This is a genomic window from Okeania hirsuta, from assembly GCF_003838195.1.
Classification (GTDB): Bacteria; Cyanobacteriota; Cyanobacteriia; order Cyanobacteriales; family Microcoleaceae; genus Okeania; species Okeania hirsuta.
This window is the reverse complement of sequence record NZ_RCBY01000015.1, coordinates 1-23,350: the sequence shown is the minus strand read 5'-3', so window position 1 is coordinate 23,350 and position 23,350 is coordinate 1. Positions and strand designations below refer to the sequence as shown.

Here is a 23,350-nt window from a genome sequence, read left to right as displayed (position 1 = left end):
GGTAAAATCCATTAACTAATTGAATTTATGATTAGGTGACAATTAGAATTATATTCTCAAGTATGAGATTTTAGGAATATTGGTGTGGGATGCAAGTTTTTCGATTATACTCGTGAAATTAAAATTACAGCAGATTCGGTCGTATATGAGGTAAAAATATTAACGACGGAATGTTCCCAGTGCGGGATCTTGCCCGCGAAGGGTATATAGCGCTGTGCGCAGGCAACAGGCAACAGGCAACAGGCAACAGGGGGAAGAAATTGCCGATAATATAAGACTTTTAGCTATTTGGCCTCTCCTGCAATTTGTAAATATACCAGCGCTCATTGCTATACCTCACGCCTGATGAAATCTGCTGTAAATCTTTTTTTTCCTAAATATGTATAAAATCTGGTAGTCCAGCAGTCGTAATGGTAAGTGGAGACAAGCAACACCTAGAACGGGAGCAAGATGCTCCCACTAGCTATACCATTACAATAGACATCTGGTGGAAAATAAAGAAACCTTTTAATTAGATCAGCTAAGGAAAGAAAAATTTACCATAAAAAATCCTTTTTCGTAAAAATATCTTACCTGTTGCCTGTTGCCTGTTGTCTGTTGCCTACTCCTGCAAAAAATCTATATCTTTTTCACCAGAGGTCTAATGCACCACTACCTAAAATCTTTGTTAATTAATGCTTAAATTGCTAAATCATAACGCTACAACTGATTAAAGTAAAATAAAAATTTTAACTATTATGAAAGTTTTAACTAAGTTACCAACTTCGGAAATACAGACACGAACTAAGATATTACAAGCAGCTCAAAAGTTGTTTGCTAAATCTGGATATGATGGTACTACAATTCGCGATTTGGCAAAGAAGGCAGGAGTTGCAGAGGGTACTTTGTTTCGTCATTTTACTAATAAAAAAGCGATTTTGATTGAGTTAGCTACGGAAGGTTGGGTTGAAATTCTCACAGATTTATTGACAGAATTAAGTGAGATGTCTAGTTATAAAGCTGTGGCACAAGTGATGCGTCGCCGGATGTTAAATATTAATCACAATGCAGATATGATGAAAGTCTGTTTCTTAGAAGCGCAGTTTCATCCAGAATTGAGAGATAAAATTCAATCGGAAGTTATTGAGAAAATGACTGACGTAACGGAGGCTTTTTTTACAACAGCAATGGAGCGGGGTGTATATCGACAAATGAATCCGAAAATTGTAGCGCGGGTATTTTTAGGAATGTTTGCGATCGCTGGTTTTAGTCAAAAAACGTTATTAGATCCTGATGCTACCCCTCAAGCAATGCAGGAAATGGCAGAGGGGTTAGCTGATATTTTCCTGAATGGTGTTTTAGCAGAAGTTAGAAGTTAGAAGTTAAACTTGCAGCACGAACTAAATTTGAGAAGTGCGAGAAAGTCCTAACCGCTCTGGTGACTACTATAAATTTTAAGTATTGGATAATTCCAGCAATTATCAGCTTTTTGTCAAACCATTGTAGGGACGTTCCATGGAACGTCCCTACAGTCTTTTTAGGAGAAGATTTACAAAAAGCGGATAATTCCAGCAATTATCAGCTTTTTGTCAAACCATTGTAGGGACGTTCCATGGAACGTCCCTACAGTCTTTTTAGGAGAAGATTTACAAAAGTTTAATTATGGTAAGCGGATTTAGTATTAGTGGGGGGTGGTGGTTATGGCCATATTGAGAATGGTTCAGTAGTGGGAAAATTTACAACTACGTCATTGCGACTGGAACGGAGTGGAAGTAAGCAATCTCAAGGGTATGAGGTACATCAACATTTCGTTATATAGTGAGGTTAATGGGTAGTAGTCCTAATTGTTCAACTGATACTATCCACCACCACCGCCACCACAACCACCACCACCGCCACCGCAGCCACCGCCACCGCCACCACCGCCGCCGCCACCGCCGCCACCACCACAGCCACCGCCACCAGGGCCACCAGGGCCACCAGGGCCACTAGCGCCGCCACCGCCACCGCGAGTGATGCTACCTCTTCCACTACTACTACTACTATTAACAAGACCCACGACGAGCAATAAAAACATTATCACTATCAATAGTGGAGGCAGCTCAAATATTATGCCTAATAATACAGATATTACGCCTCCTAATAATACTGAAAAAGGAAAACTAATTAGTTGAGTGCCCTGCAAATGTAGTTGAGTGCCCTGCCAATTTGCTTTTGAAACATCAAGAATATTATGAGGAAATAGGACCATAACTTCTATTTCTTCTTGTGGTGGAATCGGTTTTTGAGCTACAAATTCTACAGTTGTTGAATTGATTTTTTTAGCGTTAGTTGGCACTCCAAAACTTTTATATGTTTCAATTTTTTCTGATAAAACCTCCGGCAGTCGGACTATTATTTTGGCATTCTTAATCACAGCACTCCGGTTAGCAAATATTGCTTTCCAGTAAACCTTATCTCCACTCTCATTAATATGTAAACCACCAATTACTCGATATTTCAATACAAAAGTATGTGCTTCAGGAGCATTGAGTTGATGTTGCCATTTAATCCATATCTGGTTATTTTTGATTCCAGTTTTGCTAGGAATCTGTTCCTGATTTTCCCAAACTGTAACATCAGTAATTTTATCTACTTTATCGAGTGGAATATATCGATATCGTTGGTTTGTATGGGGTTGGGTGAATACATATTTCTGGGTTTCGCTGACCAGCATATCTCCATTTTTTTGCACATCTATTTCAACATTGATAAAATCCCAGTAAAAAGGAGAAGTTCCCTGAGCAATGGTTTGTAATGCTGGAGATAAACCAATCAATATTGCTACCAAAAAAGTTAATATTTTTCGTAGTTTAAATCGGGATTTTTTTTGAGAGTATGGTTCAATCAAAACTGGTAATTCATTCATTTTTTCTTTTCCTGAGTCGAAGTGAAAACTTTGGTTGCAAATCAAGACAAAATAAAATTCAGTGTATTGATCTCCACAATATTTGCATAAATACAATATTTCAGAGATCAATAAGTCTGAAAAATCATAATTATTCCTTGATAAGTAGAGAAATTGTTAATCTTAAATTGATGCTTAGTCAATTATCCAATAACCATTTTCCCTCCAATATTGTTCATTTAAAGCTTCTTCTAAATTTTGTGGTTGGATCCAACCTTGGAACATTAAAAGTTCTCCTAGTTTCATATGCAATGAAGTCTGAATGTCTATTGCTTGGTTTAGTTGAACTTGCGAAATTAATTGTCTTCGGATTAAAATTTCACCTATTTTCATAATCGTGTTTCACCTTAATTGATGTGGTCTGTTCATTAACTACTAGCTCTTGTCAGAGAGAACTTATGCAAGTTCTGTAAAATATTTCTCAAAAGTACATAAGTTCAAATCATCAGAGACTATAATAAAAATGAAGTTAGTTATCGTGTTTCACCTTAATTGATGTGGTCTGTTCATTACCTACTAGATCTTGTCAGAGAGAACTTATGCAAGTTCTGTAAAATATTTCTCAAAAGTGCATAAGTTCAAATCATCAGAGACTATAATAAAAATGAAGTTAGTTGATGAAGCTTTAAATTTTAAATCTTATGAATCAATCGAACACAACTATTTATCAATCGTTAGACTATCAAATCAATAATTTATTAAACGAAAAGTTTGCCAAAAAATTAACCATTGGCAAGTAGATTCACAATAAAACTAACTATTTTGTTTATAGCTGTGACAATTAAACATCACTCTCCCATTTGGAAACTTGAATATTTTTATTTCAATTATTATATCTAGCTTTATTTGGTCTTCTTTATTTGAAAACAATTTTCTGCTTTTTGAAATGTAAAACTACTATAAATAATAGGATTTACATTAGAGTTTTGGTCTTGATACATAAAGATTACATATATATAATCTGCATCAGCTAGTTTGGGATATTCTTGATTAACTAACTTAACTGTATTTTCAGCAATATTTTGAAGTTTTTGTTCTGTCAAATTATCCCAACTTTTATCAGTAAAAGTGATTTCTAAACTTCTGATATAGTTAACGTCATTTGTCAAATCAACACCTAAGTGATTACTGCTTCTAATATTAAAAGATACACCAGCTCCTCCTGGATAATTTTTGCTGAGAACTTCTGATAATTCCATTAGACTTCTCCAAAAATGAAAAATCAAATCAATTCTTATCCATAAATTATCAATTACTCCCCCCTGTTCCCTGTTCCCTGTTCCCTGTTCCCTCTTTTCTGGAGATGTCTATTACATCTTCCAGGGTACTTATCATTCCACAACTACTCAGTAATAAAAAAGGGAAAAAAATCAGTGAAATTATTCCCAAGCGGAAAATAGGTATTGGCAAAAATCTACTAATTGAAAGTCTAGGTTTGGTTTTTGGCAAGTTTATTTTCATAATCATTTATGTTCTACCTTAATTTATGTGGTCTGTTCATTACCTACTAGATCTTGTCAGAGAGAACTTATGCAAGTTCTGTAAAATATTTCTCAAAAGTGCATAAGTTCAAATCATCAGGGACTAGAGTAAAATAGAACCTTTAGGAGAATGAATTTTGAATGCTAATCAGCGTAAATACTGATTCAATAATCTTGAATAATACTGTGGAGGAATATAGGGGGGAGACAAATGGTTCTCAGCAAGAACTACTGGACATTATGCAAAATTGATTTAACTAGCTATGATGTGTCTGGTTATCAGAAGGGATATCGAGAGGACTTACTATTGCCTGTTCAACAACAATTTCAAACCTGGTTTCCATCTATTGCTGAACTCAAAGAAGTCTCCTCCCAAGATGACCGAAAAATTCAAGCTACTTTGCTATCTCACTTTCTATCTCAAAATTCTGCTTCTTCTAACTCCTGGAGTATAAGAGCAGGACTTTGTTTGCGTTGTTACATTTCCCATGCTATTGTTCATGCTTGTCAAAAATTAGCTCAACAATTTGGCGATCGCTATGGTTTTTCCCACTTAGACTTGTTGTACCTGGTACTCACTGATGATGGTAAAATCAAGAACTTTCAGGAAGTTAGCGAAAACTCTCAGTCTTCTTACCCCTATTTTTGGGCGCACATTTTGAGAACATTCAATCCTGATAAAGCTGGACTCTGGAATTGGACTTATTTACTTACCCGTCGCCACCCAGAACTAACTCGAACGTTATGGGTGGAATTTGGTTTATCTTTAACTACTCCTTGGGGAAAACTAAATGAGATTAAGCGTTACCAAATGGAAACTCTTTCACCTCAAGAACGGGATGTGGTAGAAGCATTTCATGGGGTATATCGCCGTGACAGACGAGAACAGGGTGCAAGGGGCAAATGTCCTGAACCTTCTGAGTCTCAACTTCAGGAAATGCGCGATCGCCTTTGTCAAAGGAGAATTATATATAATTCTTCAGATGAACTACTCGAACAATTGAAAACTATTGCTCAGTTTATACAGGAACAAATATTAAATCCAACTGAGATTTCACCACCCTCTAATGCTTCAGCAATGGAACTTGAATTTCTAGACGAACATCGCGATCGAGCTATTATGGATGCTATTGAGGGAGTGCTTTATCAACGTTTGCAGAAACTACAAAAAAGTGCTTGGTATAGTGAATTTGCTCCTCATTTTTTACCTAGTTTACGACTAATTTATTGTGAAAAGAAATCTCAAAGTGAAGTAGCTAAACAATTAAATATGAATAATCAATCTCAAGTTAGTCGAATTTTAAAACTCAAGCAATTGCTGAAGCAAATTCGAGAACAAGTAATGGAGCAATTGCTCCAGATTTTGTTGAATCAAGCAGAGTTAAATTCAAATCAAGGGGTTTTAGATCCAAATGCTTTTGATTCTTTAATTGAACTATTAAGTCGTTATTTAGATGAAACCGTTTTTCTAGAGGCAGCTAAGGAAATTTCTACAGCAAAGAAATACCAAAAAATGACAAGTTTATTCGCTCAAAAAATGCGCTATTATCTTGAATATCGTCAGCCTATTTGACAGAATAATAAATATTAAAATAACTACATTAATTATTGCATTTTCCACAAAAAGCAAATTTTAAATTACAACAACAAACCGGAGAAAAATATGAATATTTGTTCTAATTATGGGCAAACAAACAGACAGTATTACCGACAATTGCACTCAGAAACTATTGATTTAGAACCTGAAGATTTTCAGCAAGCAACTCTCTTGAGTGGTAAATTTAATAATGAAGCCCAAAAATGGCAAGCTTATTTGAAAATTTTGGGTTTATTCGCACTAAAAAGAAGGTTGAGCGATCGGCATTTAACATTAGATAATCAAATTGAATCTCTGCCAGCTAATCAAATTATCAGTTCAGAACCAATGAGTAATCTGCAAGTCGGCGGATTTAAAGTTTGCTTACTGACAAATGAGAGTATAGTAAATGAAGGAATTGAAATTCCCGAAAAAATGATTAATTCCCCAGATTTTGCTGCTCATTTCTATATAGTAATACAGGTTTTAGTAGAGGAAGAAGAAGCTGTTATAATTGGATTTATACGATATGATAAATTAATAAATCAGTCTTTACAAAAAAACAAAATAGGAAATTATCAACTTTCTTTGCCTGAACTAAATTCTGACTCCAGTCACTTAATTTTAAATCTTAAATATTTGAGTCCAGTAGCTATTAAAATCCCAGAAAATACCTTGACTGAATCAAAATATTGGGAAAAATTAACAAGTTGGTTAGAAGGTATTTTGAGAGAAGGTTGGCAACCAGTGGAAGAACTTATAGGAAATCGTAAACCGATTATACAAATGGCTTTCAGTTTAGATAAAACAACAGAAAAATTATCTCCCAAAGTAGTTAAAAAATTTCTTAAACAATTCCAAATGACTCAAAAACAAAGAGACAAAACACAGGCAGATTTATCTCAACCTGAACTCTCAGAGACAGAAGTAAATCAAGCTCTAGTAAATATTTTACAAACAACAGAAGATGAAGAAACTCGCTGGCAAATTGCCGAATTGTTGTGGGAAATTGACCCTAGTCACCCAGCAGCAGGTGTACGTCGCGCTATCGATCTAGGAATGCAACTAGCAGGAGTTCCAGTGGCATTGATGATAGCAATTTTACCAAAACCAAACCAAAGATTTGCTGTTCTTTCTAGAGTTTATCCTCTCCAAGACCAACGTTTTTTACCAGCAAATTTAAAACTCATTGGTTTAGATGAAATGGGAGAATCTTTATTTGAAATTCGTGCTAGAGAAAGAGATGATTATATTCAGTTCAAATTTACCGCCGATCCAGGCGATCGCTTTAGTCTTCAAGTTAGCCTTAATTCTGCCACGGTGACAAAGGATTTCATAATTTGATTACATAAAGGATATGGTAGGTTGGGTTAAGCGGTAGCGCAACCCAACAACAATGTCTAAAAATATTGGTCTGCAAGAAGAATAGTAGTAGCAAATCAGGACTTATAGAGGTTTTCAGCCTGATGAGGTACATAGATGATCCCCCTAAATCCCCCTTAAAAAGGGGGACTTCCAGTTCCCCCCTTCTCAAGGGGAGTTAGGGGGGATTTCCAGGACTATACCTCACTAGAACTCCTACAAATCTTAGAAGTTTGACAATATAAAATCCTTGTGACATTGAGATTTGGTGTTGGGTTTATCCTAACGGATAAGCTGGCGCTAACGTCTCCTCAACCCAACCTACAAAGAGCAATTTTCAAGAATATAGTACTAAATCTTAGAAGTTTGACAATATAAAATCCTTGTGACATTGAGATTTGGTGTTGGGTTTATCCTAACGGATAAGCTGGCGCTAACGTCTCCTCAACCCAACCTACAAAGAGCAATTTTTGGAGAAGTCTATTGAAACGAATATAATATTAAAACTATAACAATGAATTAAGAATAATGACTAGAAAAGTTGTTATCAAAATAGAAGAAGGCAGTTTTGAATTAGGTTTTCCTGTTTCCCTGGAGTTTTGGCAAGATGGTAGAATCATTGCCAGAGAAGGCAAGTGTCCTCAATTGCCCCCTAACCCTGATTTTCCTAGAGTTTATGACGAATGGAGAAACATTTATACTAAGTTGGGAGGTCGAGGGATAAAGATACCAGATGGGCAAACTACCAACGTCTGCATTTTAGAAGAGTGTCAAAATGCTACTCTGACCCTAGAATCTAATGTCAGAAATTGGTTGGGGCAACCTATCTTTGGAGCTATAACAGCGCGAATTATAGGAGAACTTCAATATAGAACTACAAATGAATCAGTACGAGTTATCATCGATACATCAAATGATTATCTGCGTAAATTATCCTGGGATTATTGGGATTTATTTGAGAAACCGTATTTTTTACCCCAGGCAGAATTTGCCCTCTTGTCTAGATATAATCGACCAACAGAAACGTTGCAAAAACCGATTCACATTCTGGCAATTTTTGGTAGCGATGAGGGGGGATTACAACTGCAACAGGATCGGGAACTGATTGAAAACTTAAATAGATATGGGGCAAGAATTACCTCTATTCCAGCGAGAGGAAATTCTCTGACTCCTCAAGAACTATTTGATACTCTTTGGCTCGGAAATTGGGATATTATTTTTTATGCTGGGCACAGTTCTGGTCAGACTATTCATGTCGATCATGCCTTAAATTTATCAATCGATCTTTTGAGAGAAGCTCTGAGGAAAGCTGCCTCAAAAGTAAAGCTGGCAATTTTTAATTCCTGTGATGGACTGGGTATTGCTGAATATTTAGCTGATTTTAATATTCCCCATTTGATTGTGATGCGAGAACCCGTTCCCGATCTAGTAGCACGGCGTTTTTTACAATATTTCCTGGAAGAATTTACGCAAGGGCAACCTCTACACACCTCTGTTAGAAAAGCACGGACACGTTTGCAACAACTGGAAATTGCTATTCCTAATGAATTGTTTTATCCAAGAGCATCTAGACTCCCTGTACTCATCCAAAATCCTGCGACACCTGAACTATATTGGCCTCAACCTGAACCTGAACCTCCAATAAAACCCAAGCACATAATTCTGTTTTTCTTGACGACCGTTGGTGTTTTGGGAATTTGTCGTTGGTTTTATCCTCAACCTGAAACCCTTGGAGATAACATCAGTAAAGGTGAGGAAATTCTGGTAAAACTATTTCAACCACGAGACAAACAAAGGGGTGTGGATGCAGTTGCCGAATGCCAAAAACCATTGAATCATTTTCTACCTATTTGGTATAGTCATATTCGACAACAATGGAGTGATTGTTTTGTCACCAAAAAAAGTTATTGGGAGGCAGCTCAAAATTTCCAGGAAAGCTGGAAGACAGAAAGAAGAGAGCCAGAAACTTTAATATATCTCAATAATGCTCTTTTAGAAGCGACAGGTGTTGATTACCATACTATTGCAGTTGTAGTTCCAGTTTTACAAGATGAAACGGGTCAGGTGAGTAATGCAGAAATCGCTGAAGAACTCTTGCGGGGAGTAGCTCAAGCACAAACAGAAGTTAACTTGAGTTTATTCAATCAGAAAAAATCCTCTAATTTGACTTTACCGGGTGCAAATTTTCTAGACTCGAAAAGCTTGAATGGAAAAGGTTTGAAAATTATCATTGCTAATGATGCTAACTTAGAGACTCAGGCGAAGAAGGTTGCCCAAACCCTGGTCAAACGGTCAGATATTTTAGGTGTTATTGCTTCTTGGACTAGTGAGATGACGATGGCAACTGTAGATATATATAACCAAAATCAATTAGTATCAGTTTCTCCTGGTGCGGCCACATCTGAACTCACAGACCAACCTCGAAAATTTTTCTTCCGAATTATCGCAACTAATCATCTTCGAGCAGAAGCAATGGTTGATGTCTTGATGAATAAAATTAATCAAAACAAAGCTACAATTTTTTATAACCCTGCTAGTCCCTATTCTAGTGATTACAAAAAACATTTTAAACAAAAACTCTCAGAAAAAGGAGGATATCTCATTGATTCATTTGATATTTCTCGGCCTAATTTTAATGCTAAAAATGCTATCCAAAAAGTCAGAAAATATGGTAAATCAGCTATTGTTCTTGTCCCAGATGGGCAAGTGACTGATTCCTTTGCTCATGCTCTGAAAATCATCGAAGAAAATGATGGTCAAAACTGGATAGTTAGTGATTCCTCAATTTACAGTCCCAAAACCCTAGAGATTGGTCAACCCCAACTCTTGGAAAAACTTATGGTCACCGTTAATTGGCATCATTTGAACAATCCCAAAGATAATTTTGCTAAGACTGCTAAAGAATTGTGGGGAGGTCCTGTTAGCGATCGTACAGCTTTGAGTTATGATGCTGCTCAGGTGCTAATCAAAGGAATTGAGGAAAATGGGGAAAAACATCGTCGGGAAATTAAGAAGATATTGGCAGGTGAAAATTTCCGCGTTGATGGGGTAACAGGAGAAATTACATTTCAACCGAGGACTGGCGATCGCAAAAAACACCCCCTGGAGTTAGTTAAGGTTGTTCGTTGTGATAATCAAGTGTTTAACTTCGTATTTATTCCTGAGAAGTATTCAAAACCTGAAGATGCAGGGTTAAATTGTTCGATTTCTAAATAATATTATTTTCCGATAAGTGTGTTATATCTAATCCGGTAGCATCAGTATTATTTAGTATTAAAGATAAGAGTCTATATTGTGGGGGTGAATGACTATTCACCCCTACGCATTTTATGACAATCAAGGAAATTATATTACCCCACTGATAACTGATAACTGAAATGACTGATATTAAAATTTTACACCTAATTAATCGACTTAGTTTCGGACCAACTCCTGGGCAAATTGAAAAGATTAAAAATATTGGTGTAGAAGCTTATATTCAATCTCAATTACAACCTGATTCTATTCCCTACCCAAAACTATTAACTAAAAAGCTAGAATATCTCGATACATTGCCTCTAAAACCTGGTGAAATAATCACAGAATTACAACAACTTCAGCAACAGGGAAAAGAATTAAAATTAGACCAGAGAGGATTAAATAGAATCAAAGGACGTTTTGAACAAAAAATATTTTTACAAGCTACTAAAGGACGTTTTCTGCGCACTCTAGAAAGTCCGCGTCACTTAGAAGAAGTAATGGTAGATTTTTGGTACAATCACTTTAATGTTTTTGGTCGTCAAGGATTAAATCGTTTATATTTTAGCTCTTACGAACAGCAGGCAATTAGACCTCATGTTTTGGGAAAATTTAGAGAATTATTAGGTGCTACTGCTCATCATCCAGCGATGTTAATTTATTTGGATAATTGGCGGAGTCATCAGGGAAAAATCAATGAAAATTATGCTAGAGAATTATTAGAATTACATACTTTAGGTGTGGATGGAGGCTATACTCAAGATGATATTATTGCTTTAGCAAAGATTTTTACTGGTTGGGGTTTACCTCCTAATGCTAAAAGAGCTGAAGATGTAGATGGATTTTTCTTTGATGAAAAACGTCACGAACCGGGGGATAAATTTTTTCTCGGACAAACAATTAAAGAAAATGGTATTGCTGAAGGTGAAATTGCTTTAGATATTTTGGCTAACCATCCTGCCACAGCTAAACATATTAGTTATAAATTAGCTCAAACTTTTGTGTTAGACCAACCGCCAGAATCTTTAGTTAAAACTTTAGCTCAGATTTTTTTAGAGAGTGAAGGAGATATTTCTGAGGTATTAAAAACTCTCTTCAATAGTTCAGAATTTTGGCAAGTAGAAACACACAATAGTAAGTTTAAAAATCCTTATCATTTTGTAGCTTCTGCCATGAGAGCTATTGGTAACGAAGTTGATAATTTTCGACCTATTAATGGGATTTTAGACCAGTTAGGAATGCCTCTTTATGGTTGTGTTACTCCTGACGGTTATAAAAATACGAAAGAAGCATGGTTAAGTTCAGATACAATGATTCGACGTAGTAGTTTAGCCGTACCTTTATCTGGTGGTTTATTGGGTAGAGGTAAACCTATTAGTGCGGAAAAATTAATGGCGACTTTGGGTAATAACTTTTCTGCTCAAACTCGCACAGTAATTGAAAATAGTTCTCCCGAATTGAGGGCAGCATTAATTTTTGGTAGTCCTGAATTTATGAGGTATTGAAGAAGGAATAGGGAAGAAGGAAGAGGGAAGAAGGAATAGGGAAAAAGTAGATATTTTCTGATAAGGAAGAGGGCAAATTCCACCTTGGAGCTACACCCATAGCGGGCAAGATGCCCGCACTGGAAACATTTAATTGTTAATATCTGTACTTCATAGACATTGAAGAAGGAAGAGGGAAGAAGGAAGAAGGAAGAAGATTTGAAAGTTGGAATTTTCTGTATATTTACGCTCTCTACTTTAAACGAAACTAGGAAAGCAAAAATTTTCTTGAGATACAATAGTAGAAAAATTATGCTCATAGGTAAAATAGGTAAATATGTATAATTGAAAAACAATACATAAATTAATTGCTCAAATTTACCACAATACTTTAGCCTTATCTACGACAACTATCTTGACAGGAAGTCAATTTATCCTTCCTTCTTCCTTCTTCCTGCCCCCTAATTACTCAAAAGACAGAAACAAAAGACTCAAATTTGGATGCTGCTCAAAAAGCTGATCGAGAAGGTCTCCAACTTTTTAAACAACAAACAGCAGAATCTCAACAAAAAGCAATAGAAAAATTTCAAGAGGCAGCAAAACTATATCAAATAGCAGGTGATGAGGTAAAAGCTGCTAATTCTCTTAATATGATTGGCTTAGTTTACTATTCCTTAAGTAACTATCAAAAATCTCTAGAATATTATCAGCAAGTTCTCTCTTTGAGGGAAAAACTTAACCATCAAGAAGGAAAAGCTTATGTATTAGCTTCTATTGGCATAGTTTACTCTGACCTTGGAGAAAAACAACAAAGTCTAGATACTTTCAACCAATCATTACAACTATTTCGAGAACTAAAAAATATCACTCAACAAGCTTTTATGCTTCGTCAAATTGGTATGGTTTACTTTAGTTTAGGGGAAATAGAAAAGGCTAAAAACTCCTTCGATGAAACCCTGAAAATTCAAATAGCAGAAAATGATACAAAAGCTGAAGCAGAAACTCTTCAAACTTTAGCTATGATTTATGTTCAATTAGGAGATAATCAGAAAGCTAGCAAATATCTTAACCAAGCTCAAACACTGCAAAATTCAACAGCAAATAATGATTCTCAAATAGATACCTCTAATACAGAAAATTTGTTTGTTATCCCCACTACGATAGAAGAACATAAAGCTAGAATAGATGCTTTGAAAAAACAATTATCAAATCCCCTACTTCTATTTCTCTAGCTCGTGATCAGGTATTTCTGATATAGAATCAGGTTATATAATATATGTTTATAATTCTATAATTACTTCAGTTACTTCAAGCCTTCAATCTCCCCTACTCCCCTACTCCTGTACTCCCCACCCCCAAATATATGATAAGTATTCAACAGGATTTGATATTACTCCTTTGCCAAAAGCAGGTACCGCTCCTTCAAACAGACGATAAAAATTGGGGTGCATCTCATATTTGCAAAAATACTTTTTTCCTATTAGACATCTGGTAAAAATCAAAAATAAAATCAATTATTATCCATAAATTATCAATTATTTCTCCCTGTTGCCTGTTGCCTGTTGCCTCTTTTCTGGAGATGTCTATTCCCTGTTCCCTATTCCCTAAAAGCGATAAATTTTTGGCTTTATTCAAAATTGATATGCACCCAAAAATTGAGCTTGTTGAATCCATTTTTGAACCAGATCGACAGTGGGACAAAGGTCACGTCTTTGCATAGTTGATACCTGTAATTTTAGGATTTGTTGGTGCAACCTGTGGATAGGTATTTGAGCTAGTTGAGTAACTGAAACAATACCAGCATGGAGCAGAAGTCCACAGTATTGACAGCCGATACTAGGAACTCTAGCTAAGTCTGCTAATGCCACCCATTTCTTGATATATTGAAGATGAATTTGTAGTTGATTTGCTAGGGTGAATTTTTCCTGGGGGGTGTGGGTTATTTCTAGTAGTTTTCTCGTAGTAGTAATGCCATATTCTATTAGTAATTCTTGGTGTTGTTTACTTAAGCCTGGTAATTTTTCAATACACCAGTTTTGAGATTTTGTTGATTGTTTTTTTTGTGTTATTTTCATGTTTATTTTTTCTGTTTTTCAGCTTTGAGCAAATTATAAATGGCTCCTATACCTGATACAAATTACCAAAAATAATGCTATACTTTTGATTAATTCGCTATATCCAATTAACTAATAGAAGAAACAGAGAATATAAAACAAAAATGTCTCTTAGTCTTAGCTTATAGGTAATTTACCAGACTTAATATTTTTCAGCCTTTGAGGGGTTTGACTATTGGGACTTAAACATTTTATGGTCAAAAAATGGCGCTCTTGTCAGTCTAGATAAAGAAATTACGTCAATGCCCTAAAAATGCCTATTCTATTTTGTGTAAGTCCCACTATATATATAGCAATCGTAAATCATTTGTAAAAAGTCAAAAAATAGATAAAAGCTTAAAACTTTTATCCCTATCCCCTGACAGGAGTGAGGTACCAGGAGTATCTTTTGCCAACGCAGGGTTGCAACAGTTACTGTTCCCAGATCCGGTTTCCCTTTTGCCAGATATTTTTATACAACCTTGCCGAGGGCAGCTATAGTAACTCTGTAAGTATATCGAATAAGTTGCTGCAAAACTTCTAATTTTCACTAATTATTTGGGCATTGCTAAGTGGTAATGATTTTTAGATTAAGTATCAACGAAAAACATAAGTTTTTCAATTTTACTTTCAGCTAGTTACCATTAGATTTTAGCAAGGCCATTATTTGTTGGGCTTAATTTGAAGTTTTTACTTAAAATAAGTTTAATATCAGATTATCTTGCTTGTATTAATACTCAAAAAAAATCTGCCCAACTGAGCAGATTTATATTGTCAACATCTACTTTTTGGAGGTTTCTACCATCCTGCATTTAATCATACCAATATTTTGTATCTCGATCATAACAGTTTAATAATTGTTATCTAATTTATAATAAACTATAATAATAATTGCTTGAAAAAGTTCTAAATTAGAGGGTATGACCCCTCAATTTACCTAACTAAAGCTATAATCAAAACAATCAAGAAGAGTAGCAAAGTGATCTTCCTCTGGTTGTAAAACCGTGTTTCTATTTAATAAAAATGCTTTTATTCCTATATTAATTGCACCCTTATAATCAGCAGTTAAACTATCTCCAATATGCACAACTTCTTCAATAGCACAACCACATTTTTGTAAAGCAGCGACAAATATTTTTCGATCAGGTTTAGCTGCTCCTACTTCTGTAGAAATAGTCACATGATCAAAAAAATCTGCTAATTTCAACACTGCTAAAACTGGATAAAGTCGAGAATCAAAATTAGATAAAACTGCTAACTGGATTCCACGATCGCGCCACTTAGTTAATGCAGGTTTCACATCAGGATAAACAAACCAAGGTGCAGCAGTAGCAAAATGATTGTAAAGTTCTCTAAAAAAACTCCTGAAATCAGAAAACTGCTCAAATACTCCCAGTTTTTTGTAAGTTGCAGTAGCGACTTCGCACCACCACTCAAATTCCTGTTCGGGTATTTTAGTAGACTCAACTCCAGGAAATGCCATCGGTGGAGCTATTTTAAAACTTTCAAAAAAAGCTGCATTTACAGCAGAAGGCGAAACATCAACTCCCCACTGACTGGCAAACTGTTGATAAATCTCACCTACACTATCGCGCACACCAAATAAAGTGCCTACAGCATCAAGTAAAATAACTTTAGTCATATTTAAGAAGAAAGAAGAAAGAAGAAAGAAGAAAGAAGAAAGAAGAAAGAGGAAGGTTGATATTCTCTTGTTTTAGATATTCCATAAGTCAACAGTAGTCATGGCAGTTGCTATATAGAACCCATTTAATATCTACAGGACTTACGCATTTAACCATATTTAGTAGTCATCACTGCCGTTAACCCATACATATTGTGTATATTTATATTTTGCGTAAGTCCTGATCTATTTAAAAAGAGATGGGGAGGTGGGGAGTATTTTTTAACCTTTTTTTCCATATTCCTTGCCTACCAGTCTTTAATCATAAATTTAGGGTCAAATAAACAAAACACGATAGTGATGTTCAACATGAATGTAAAGATGATTAGAAGGAAAAAAAGAACTAATCATCAGGAAACTTTACGGAATAATTAAGCTTTAAAGTCTCTTCTTTGAAGAAGAAATAAAGACAAAAAATCTTTTTCGCCAATCCTATCGATTTTAAGCAAAGGTAATGATTAATGATTAATTATTAGTTGTTGAAAAACTTGATAGTGCCTCTTGAATAGGATTAACTATCCAGTTGAAAGCAACTTTCATTTGATGATCCAATGTGGGCAAGCGATACAAATAAACTAAACGTCTTGCCAAATGTGCTACCTGACCATCCAGTTTAATTCCTAAACTGGTAAGAGTCGCGTTGTCAAGTCCCAATGCCATCATTTCACCCAATGGCTGATAGCGGAATGGTAACAAAGGTCGCCCAGTTACAGATGCCCAGATATTCCAGGCAACATAATCAGATTGTTGTATCGCTACTTGAGCAGTGGTGGGTACTTTTTGTCCGTCTGCATCTTGGCAGTCTGCTAAATCTCCGAGAGCAAAGATTTGTGTATTGTCTTGCACTTGTAGAGTTGCACTGGTGATGATTTGGTCACGCTGATTTTTTTTCAATGGTAATGACTTTACTACTGGGGCGACTTTTGTACCCACTGTCCACAAAACAATATCTACAGGAATGGTGTCAACTTGCCCTTTGTACTTTAAGGAAATTTGATTAGCTTCAATAGACTCAATTTCTGTTTCTAAGTCAATCCAAATATTTCTTTCAGACAATGCTTGAGAAGCTGCTTCCCGGTTAAATTCTGGGGATGTTCGCAGAATCATATCGCTGCGTTCGACTAATCTAATTCGCCCCTTGTATTGCAAACGATCTGCTAATTTACAAGCTAATTCTACCCCGCTATAACCACCCCCGGCAATGGCGACTCGAATTTTTTCGCGGTCTGATGCTTCTAAAACTCGTAACTTTTCTTGGAGACGGTAAGCATCATCAATGGTGCGGAATGGGATTGCATATTCGGCCGCACCTTTTGCCATTTCCATTGGCGTTTCACCTCCCATAGCTAAAACGAGGCGGTCGTAACTGAATGCTTGACCGTTTTCTAGTTTTACTTGTTGTTGGTTGATATCAATTTCAGAGATAACGCCTTGACAAAAACGAATGTTGGTGTTGGTGAATAACTCTTCAAATGGTGGAGCTATTTCCCAGGTTTGTAATTCCCCGGTCACAAGTTCATATAATAGTGGGGCAAAGAGGAAGCGATCGCGCTGGTCTATCAGAATTATTTCTGGTTTTTCTGACGGTTGCCAGGGAAACTGGATTAGGCGAAGGGCGGTATAAAGTCCACCAAAGCCACCACCAAGGATACAAATGCGCTGAGATTTTTCGGTCATAGTTAAGTAGGGGAAGTTAATATTAGGTTACTTCTTTATAGGATAGCAATATCGGAAGGAAGAGGGAAGAAGGAAGGAGAAAAAAACATAGATCATAATTAAAGCTTCTAGGAGCTTAGTTGCCTAACCCCTACTACAGTTTAGTTTAGCCAAGGATGATATATAGTCATTTCAAATAAGAATGAAACTCTTTCAAGGTAAGAAGCGCTTGTATCAAGCTAAACTGAAATAACTATAATTCTATAATTAAAACATAAAATTTTTGATTTGGATATTTCTAATACTTAGGGTATAGAGCAATGAAATTGGAGGATTATTTTTAATTTTTAAACTCTGATGATATTAGAATTAAAGGAGATATAATTGGTCTTGATGATGTTAATTAAGTTATCAGTTATCATTACCTTTTGTAATAGGAAGCTTTGAAGATGCTGAATTTTCTTTTTTATCCCCTTAAAAGGGGAGGTTTGAGACCTAATTTTTTTGGTCATAGCTGATGATTAGAAAGGATATACACCAGAAAAAAATCAGACTTAATTACTGACTTTAGGTTGAGAAAAAATTTATGCTATTATTTCTTGATTTTAATACCTCATCGCCTACAGGGCAGGGCTGTTTCATTCTAAACTGTGCCATTTTATGTATTGACGAAACCACGTTATTTACAGCTTTAGGAAATTTATCTTTCGCTTTAAGAAATTTATCTTTCGCTTTCTGAAAATCAATAAATTCATTGTCAAAATCTAGAATGAAATGACCCTGCCTACAGGGTATCTACAATTACTTGGGCTTTGTAGATACGAAGTCGCCGATATAATACCAATTCCCAAAAATAATGCTATACTTCCAATGCGACTTCAGTTATTAAATAATAATAATATTTCAGTAATGTTTTTCACATTTTTTGGCATTAAGCCAAGATATATTATATCTTTGAACCCTACTCCCTACTGCCTACTTCCTACTGTCAAGGAGATGTAGCAATACTTTTGATATTTGGTATAATACAATCCCTATCCACTTATTCCTTTTCTCCTAGATAACTAAAAACCTTCTTCTTTCTTCAAAATATTAACCAGTAAATTACCTTAATCTTCATCTTCATCTGGCGGTCTAGTAATCACATCAAACAAGATTTTTGCTAAATCATTTTTATCATCAATTTCTTGAACTTCCTCACTTATTGCCTTAGCTTTTGCCAAATCACCCATCTTCGCAATAATCAATCCCGAAGCAGCATAAGCTGTAATCAAAAGATTAATTTGTTGCTCATTTTTTCGACTAGCTAATATAGTTTTTACCTCCTGCCAATCATCCGGTAAATTTTCCCTTTTTTTCACTTCATTAATTACCATATCAGCCAATTGTAGAGACATTTTCATATTATTTTTATAGAAAAAATAACGATAAGCACCTATCAAAATATCCAGATTTCCTTCAGTCTTAGCCAAAGCTTGATTAATATAATTTTCCGATGTCTCAGTATCTTCCCAATTTTCCACCGCCAACATCAATAAACTTTTGACATCTTCAGGCACATCATACCAGGAAAACTTATTTTCTTGAACTTGCATTTGTTTGACCTAATAACATTAATAATAATTACCTTAAAAGAAAAAATCTCAAATCTGCTAATCTTAACAACATTTTTACTTCTGTAGGTTGGGTTTCGCAAGAACCCAACAGATATAGTTCACACCAAATCCGGTTATCAAAAGTACCATTTTCAAATTCTTTTCTAACCCTTCTTTCCTTTACCTTACCTTTATAATAAAGGTTCTTTCTAAACAGGATTTATATCATGTCCGCTTAATTAGTGATAATACAGTTTTTAAGTGGTAGGTGTTAGGTGATAGGTGTAAATTTAACAGGGAAGACTTGATAGGAGTGGAAATTTGGGATATTTCTTCAACATTGAGAGGAAAACATTTTTATTATACTTAATCATCCGGACATGATATTAGTATCAGATGAACAACCATTAGCAATATCGGCATTAGTGAATTTAGCTATGATTTTCGTGCTTAGGGAATAGGGAATAGGTATGGAGGGAACAGGTAGGGAGGGAACAGGTAGGGAGGTTGCATGCAACATCCCTACAGATCATTTCGTTTACGGGTTGTTCGGGAGCAAGTAATGAAAAGGGTATTCATAATTCTTATGTTGATTACATTTAGTCCAAATATCTTATATCATGTCCGGATAATTAGTGATAAAAAAACTTTCTCCTTCTTCATTCTTTCTACCCTCCTGTCTCCTGTCTCCTGTCTCCTGACTCCTTCGTCGTTTATTTATAACTGTTCAACCGGACATGATATTAATTATTATGTTGATTCACCAACGCCGCAATATCAAATCCGGATAAGAGCGTGATCAAAAAAACTTTCTCCTTTTCCTCCTCTTCTTCTTGCTTCTTTCTTTCCTCCTGACTCCTGAGGACTGACTCCTAAGTCGTTTATTTATCAGTATTCAACCGGACATAATATTACAATGCACCATCACCCAAAAATCATCCTATACTGAAGATATTTCCACATTAATGCCAACTCTAAAATCTAAAATTACTATGTTTATTCCTCTAGGTTTTGAACAAAAATCAATCGTCACCTCTCACGGTAGAATGGTCTACTACGCCAACGAAAAAACACCTTGGAAAACTGACACCGACAACATCGACGACTTGCCAACCCTAGTATTTTTTCACGGTTTCGGCGGTGGGTCATCTGCCTACGAATGGTCAAAAGTTTATCCCGCCTTTGCCTCAGAATACCGCATTCTTGCCCCAGACTTAATCGGATGGGGGCGTTCGGAACATCAGGCGCTAGATTACAAAGTAGATGACTATATCACCACAATTATCGAATTTTTAGAACAAACTTGTCAACCTCCCACCAGAGTTATCGCCTCTTCCCTGACTGGAGCAATGATGGTGAGAGTAGCGATCGCCCGTCCGGAATTATTCAAGTCTCTAATATTGACAACTCCCGCAGGTTTATCTGACTTCGGGGAAAATTATACCCGCAGTTTTTTCGCTCAACTTGTGAGTACCCCTGTAGTAGATCGTTTGATTTATAATGGTGGTGTTGCTACTCCTGGGGGGATTAGAACTTTTTTAGAAAACCGACAATTTGCTAATTCCAAGTTAGTTTATGAAGAAATTGTAGAGGCATATTTAGAGTCAGCAACTCAACCTAATGCTGAATATGCTGCTTTATCTTTTGTGCGAGGAGATTTGTGTTTTGATTTATCTTTATATATGAGTCAATTAACAATTCCGACGGCAATTATTTGGGGTAAAAAGTCGGAGTTTACAGGTCCAGAAATAGGTCAACGTTTAGCAGATTTGAATCCTCAAGCTGTGCGAATTTTTCAAACATTAGATGATGTGGGTTTAACTCCTCAATTGGAAGTTCCGGCAGTGACTATTGGGTTAATTAAAAAGTTCTTGAAACAGTTAGATGAAGTTCCAGTTGGTGTAGTGTAGGTTGGTTAATTTAGGGGTAGGTTTTGAGTTACAGCGCTTTTGCCGATCTCTGAAGCAGATCGTCACAACCAAAACTTTGTAGGGGCGAATGGCCATTCGCCCCTACTGTGGTCTACCGTGCAGGAAAACTGCTGTAATTTTCAACCTGCCCCTAATACAGTCGTTATCCTCTTTTAGTGTCACTTTTATCCCCATTGATACTTAATTGCCCTACAGAACTATAGCAGAGAAAGAGTTGATTAGGACATAGACTGATGATGAACCTCAGACAGGGAAATGTTTTTCCCCCTGTTCCCTGTTCCCTGTTCCCTGTTCCCTGTTCCCTGTTCCCTGCTATACTATTTTTTTGAGGTTTCAAAGATAATTAGGTAGACTCTTGAACACGAATATCTTTCTGGGGAATAGGAATAGAGATTCCTTCTTGAGCAAATCTTTCCTTAATTTGATGAAGAGTTTCATTATATACCTGCCAGTAATCTGAAGTTTTAGTCCATCCTCCTACATACAGATCGACGAAGTATTCTTCAAATTTCCATGCAAATGTACTTGGTCTTGGTTCCTCTAATACTAGAGAATGAGATTTAAAAATATCCAAAAGTAATTGCTCAACTTTAGACAAATTCTCATTATAACCAACCCGAATTTGCAAACTAACGCGACGAGTATCTCTAGCACTATGATTAACGACCACACTACTCAAAATAGAGTTATTGGGAATTGTAATAATCTGACCAGTCCAACCTTTTATTTTTGTATGAGGGAGACTGATGGAATCAATGTAGCCTGATGTTCCACATAGTTCTACTTCATCCCCTACATTAAACGGACTATAGATCATAATCATTAAACCACTAGCCAAATTTCCAATATTGGTTTGCAAAGCAAATGCCAAGATGAAGCTAGTACCACCAACTAAGGCGAGAATTGGAGCAAGATTTATTTCCAAAGCAGTCAATGCTAATAAGACCCCAACACCAACAGTTGCTTGCCACACAGTTCTGACCAATAATTGACGCAAAGGGTCAGAAACTCCCCCTACAATTCGCAGACTTCTATTAGTCACAAAGCCTAAAATTGCAGCAACAATTACAGAAGTAGCCACAATTGCGGAAAAGATACCAATATTTTTGCCCCAACGTAAACCACCTTCTTCTGATTTGAGCCAACCAGCTATCCTTAACCACAAACCTTCAGTATCACTCACATCAATCTCGACACCACTAACAGATTCAACATATTGACGGAAAGATTCAGCTTTGCCTCCTTTACTCTCAAATTCATCCAAAACAGTATCAAAGCGATCGGCAAGAGTGAAGTTCAGTGACATCAACGACCAATTTAGTCTTGACTTCCGATGCGACTTCACTAGAATCTTCGAGTTTTTGTGATAATGCTTCTAACTGTTTTTCTTTCTCTACTAATTCCTGTTGACTATCAATATCATCTGTATTACTAACTTCATCTTCGATCGCTTCTGCTACCACTTCTAGATTTTCGGTAGCTTCCTCAGTTCCTTCACTTTGCTTTTTAACCTCAACAGCTTCCTCAACTGCTTCTTGAGCTTTGGCGAGTTCTTTTTGTGCCGCTTCTAGATTTTTTTCAGCTTCCTCTGCTTCTGGAGAACCAGGAGATGCACTCTTTTTTCTTGCTTCTGCTTCCTCAAGAGATTTCTGAGCTTTTTCTATAGCATCAACCGCTTCTTCAGATTTTCTGGTTTCCCGATTTTTGCGTTTGATAGCAATCTCAGCATCGCTAATTTCCTGAACTTTAGCTTTTAGCAAATTCTGCCAAGCTTTAGCTTCGACTTCTAATTCCTCCTGAGTCAAAGGTTTGAGCAAAAGCTTCAGCTCATCGACAGGAATTTCTGGTTCTTCAGTAGTAATTGCTGCAATTGTGGCTGAAGTTTCTATTTGTGATTCTTGGGAACTAACTGGAGACACCCATAGCGTTAGAGTACAAGCAACTATCATTAGACAAAATGCTTGCCATTTATGGCTAAAGATCAATTTTTTTCTTTTTTTCATTAATCTATCTCACTAATAATAGGTGTTAGGTATTAGGTTTTAGGTATTGGGTATTATACCAATTTTATGTGAGGTGGCATAGAATTATGAAATTTATTAACTTGTCTATCTCGATCTACAGTCAACTCTGATTAAAATATTAGGCGTTGGTGAAAAGAGGTATGATATCATGTCCGGATCAGAGCGCGATAGAACTCCGTGACCTTTACGCGACCAAAAAACTTTCTCCTTCTACTCGGGGTTTCTTCTTCTTTCTTCCCTCCTGACTTATGACTCGGTCCTTCCCCTCCTGGGAGGGGGAGGGGCGAGGGGTGGGTTGACTCCT

At 36.1% G+C, this 23,350-nt stretch carries 16 protein-coding genes; 7 read left to right on the top strand and 9 right to left on the bottom strand.

Features of this window, described 5'->3' with window-relative positions; all coding sequences use genetic code 11:
* Window positions 1-737 precede the first annotated feature (737 nt).
* On the top strand, window positions 738-1,358 hold the full coding sequence (locus D5R40_RS04530; protein ID WP_124154286.1) for a TetR/AcrR family transcriptional regulator: 621 nt from the start codon (window positions 738-740) through the stop codon (window positions 1,356-1,358).
* 479 nt (window positions 1,359-1,837) lie between these two features.
* Here the strand turns inward: D5R40_RS04530 and D5R40_RS04525 are convergent, their stop codons facing one another.
* From D5R40_RS04525 to D5R40_RS04515, 3 genes are all read right to left on the bottom strand, one after another.
* A complete protein-coding gene (locus D5R40_RS04525; RefSeq protein WP_124154285.1) occupies window positions 1,838-2,887 on the bottom strand; it encodes a DUF2207 domain-containing protein in 1,050 nt (349 codons plus the stop codon).
* A 174-nt stretch (window positions 2,888-3,061) separates the two neighbouring features.
* Window positions 3,062-3,259 (bottom strand): cyclic di-GMP-binding domain-containing protein, MshE-related, encoded by a 198-nt coding sequence (locus D5R40_RS43650; protein WP_124154284.1) that lies wholly within the window; start codon window positions 3,257-3,259, stop codon window positions 3,062-3,064.
* A 509-nt stretch (window positions 3,260-3,768) separates the two neighbouring features.
* Window positions 3,769-4,125, bottom strand: coding sequence for a hypothetical protein (locus D5R40_RS04515; RefSeq protein ID WP_124154283.1), 357 nt, complete (start codon window positions 4,123-4,125; stop codon window positions 3,769-3,771).
* A gap of 493 nt (window positions 4,126-4,618) precedes the next feature.
* On the opposite strand from D5R40_RS04515, the gene D5R40_RS04510 reads away from it, so the two are divergent.
* The 5 genes from D5R40_RS04510 (at window position 4,619) to D5R40_RS04490 (ending at window position 13,298) form a co-directional block, all read left to right on the top strand.
* On the top strand, window positions 4,619-5,980 hold the full coding sequence (locus D5R40_RS04510) for a hypothetical protein (protein ID WP_124154282.1): 1,362 nt from the start codon (window positions 4,619-4,621) through the stop codon (window positions 5,978-5,980).
* Between the two features lie 90 nt (window positions 5,981-6,070).
* Window positions 6,071-7,327 carry a DUF1822 family protein gene (locus D5R40_RS04505; protein WP_124154281.1) on the top strand — a complete coding sequence of 419 codons (1,257 nt, stop codon included), beginning with the start codon at window positions 6,071-6,073 and terminating at the stop codon, window positions 7,325-7,327.
* A 546-nt stretch (window positions 7,328-7,873) separates the two neighbouring features.
* Window positions 7,874-10,561: an ABC transporter substrate-binding protein gene (locus D5R40_RS04500; protein WP_124154280.1), complete on the top strand. Its 2,688-nt coding sequence runs from the start codon at window positions 7,874-7,876 to the stop codon at window positions 10,559-10,561.
* Between the two features lie 161 nt (window positions 10,562-10,722).
* Window positions 10,723-12,087 carry a DUF1800 domain-containing protein gene (locus D5R40_RS04495; RefSeq protein ID WP_124143719.1) on the top strand — a complete coding sequence of 455 codons (1,365 nt, stop codon included), beginning with the start codon at window positions 10,723-10,725 and terminating at the stop codon, window positions 12,085-12,087.
* Window positions 12,088-12,563: 476 nt separating this feature from the next.
* Window positions 12,564-13,298 carry a tetratricopeptide repeat protein gene (locus D5R40_RS04490; RefSeq protein WP_124143718.1) on the top strand — a complete coding sequence of 245 codons (735 nt, stop codon included), beginning with the start codon at window positions 12,564-12,566 and terminating at the stop codon, window positions 13,296-13,298.
* A gap of 399 nt (window positions 13,299-13,697) precedes the next feature.
* Here the strand turns inward: D5R40_RS04490 and D5R40_RS04485 are convergent, their stop codons facing one another.
* The 4 genes from D5R40_RS04485 to D5R40_RS04470 form a co-directional block, all read right to left on the bottom strand.
* Window positions 13,698-14,141 carry a DUF4332 domain-containing protein gene (locus D5R40_RS04485; protein WP_124143717.1) on the bottom strand — a complete coding sequence of 148 codons (444 nt, stop codon included), beginning with the start codon at window positions 14,139-14,141 and terminating at the stop codon, window positions 13,698-13,700.
* 955 nt (window positions 14,142-15,096) lie between these two features.
* The gene (locus D5R40_RS04480) at window positions 15,097-15,801 is read right to left on the bottom strand and encodes an HAD-IA family hydrolase (RefSeq protein WP_124143716.1); all 705 of its coding nucleotides are present in this window, start codon (window positions 15,799-15,801) and stop codon (window positions 15,097-15,099) included.
* Window positions 15,802-16,305: 504 nt separating this feature from the next.
* Window positions 16,306-17,517: an NAD(P)/FAD-dependent oxidoreductase gene (locus tag D5R40_RS04475; protein WP_124154279.1), complete on the bottom strand. Its 1,212-nt coding sequence runs from the start codon at window positions 17,515-17,517 to the stop codon at window positions 16,306-16,308.
* A gap of 1,088 nt (window positions 17,518-18,605) precedes the next feature.
* The gene (locus D5R40_RS04470; RefSeq protein WP_124143714.1) at window positions 18,606-19,091 is read right to left on the bottom strand and encodes a hypothetical protein; all 486 of its coding nucleotides are present in this window, start codon (window positions 19,089-19,091) and stop codon (window positions 18,606-18,608) included.
* Between the two features lie 992 nt (window positions 19,092-20,083).
* Between D5R40_RS04470 and D5R40_RS04465 the strand changes: the two genes are divergently transcribed.
* Window positions 20,084-21,001, top strand: a complete 918-nt coding sequence (locus tag D5R40_RS04465) for an alpha/beta fold hydrolase (protein ID WP_124143747.1) — start codon at window positions 20,084-20,086, stop codon at window positions 20,999-21,001.
* Between the two features lie 364 nt (window positions 21,002-21,365).
* On the opposite strand, the gene D5R40_RS04460 is transcribed toward D5R40_RS04465, so the two are convergent.
* Together D5R40_RS04460 and D5R40_RS04455 are read right to left on the bottom strand one after the other, a co-directional pair.
* Window positions 21,366-22,328 carry a mechanosensitive ion channel family protein gene (locus D5R40_RS04460; RefSeq protein ID WP_124154278.1) on the bottom strand — a complete coding sequence of 321 codons (963 nt, stop codon included), beginning with the start codon at window positions 22,326-22,328 and terminating at the stop codon, window positions 21,366-21,368.
* Window positions 22,294-23,025, bottom strand: a complete 732-nt coding sequence (locus D5R40_RS04455; RefSeq protein ID WP_124154277.1) for a hypothetical protein — start codon at window positions 23,023-23,025, stop codon at window positions 22,294-22,296. Before D5R40_RS04455 ends, D5R40_RS04460 begins: the two co-directional genes overlap by 35 nt.
* Window positions 23,026-23,350 lie beyond the last annotated feature (325 nt).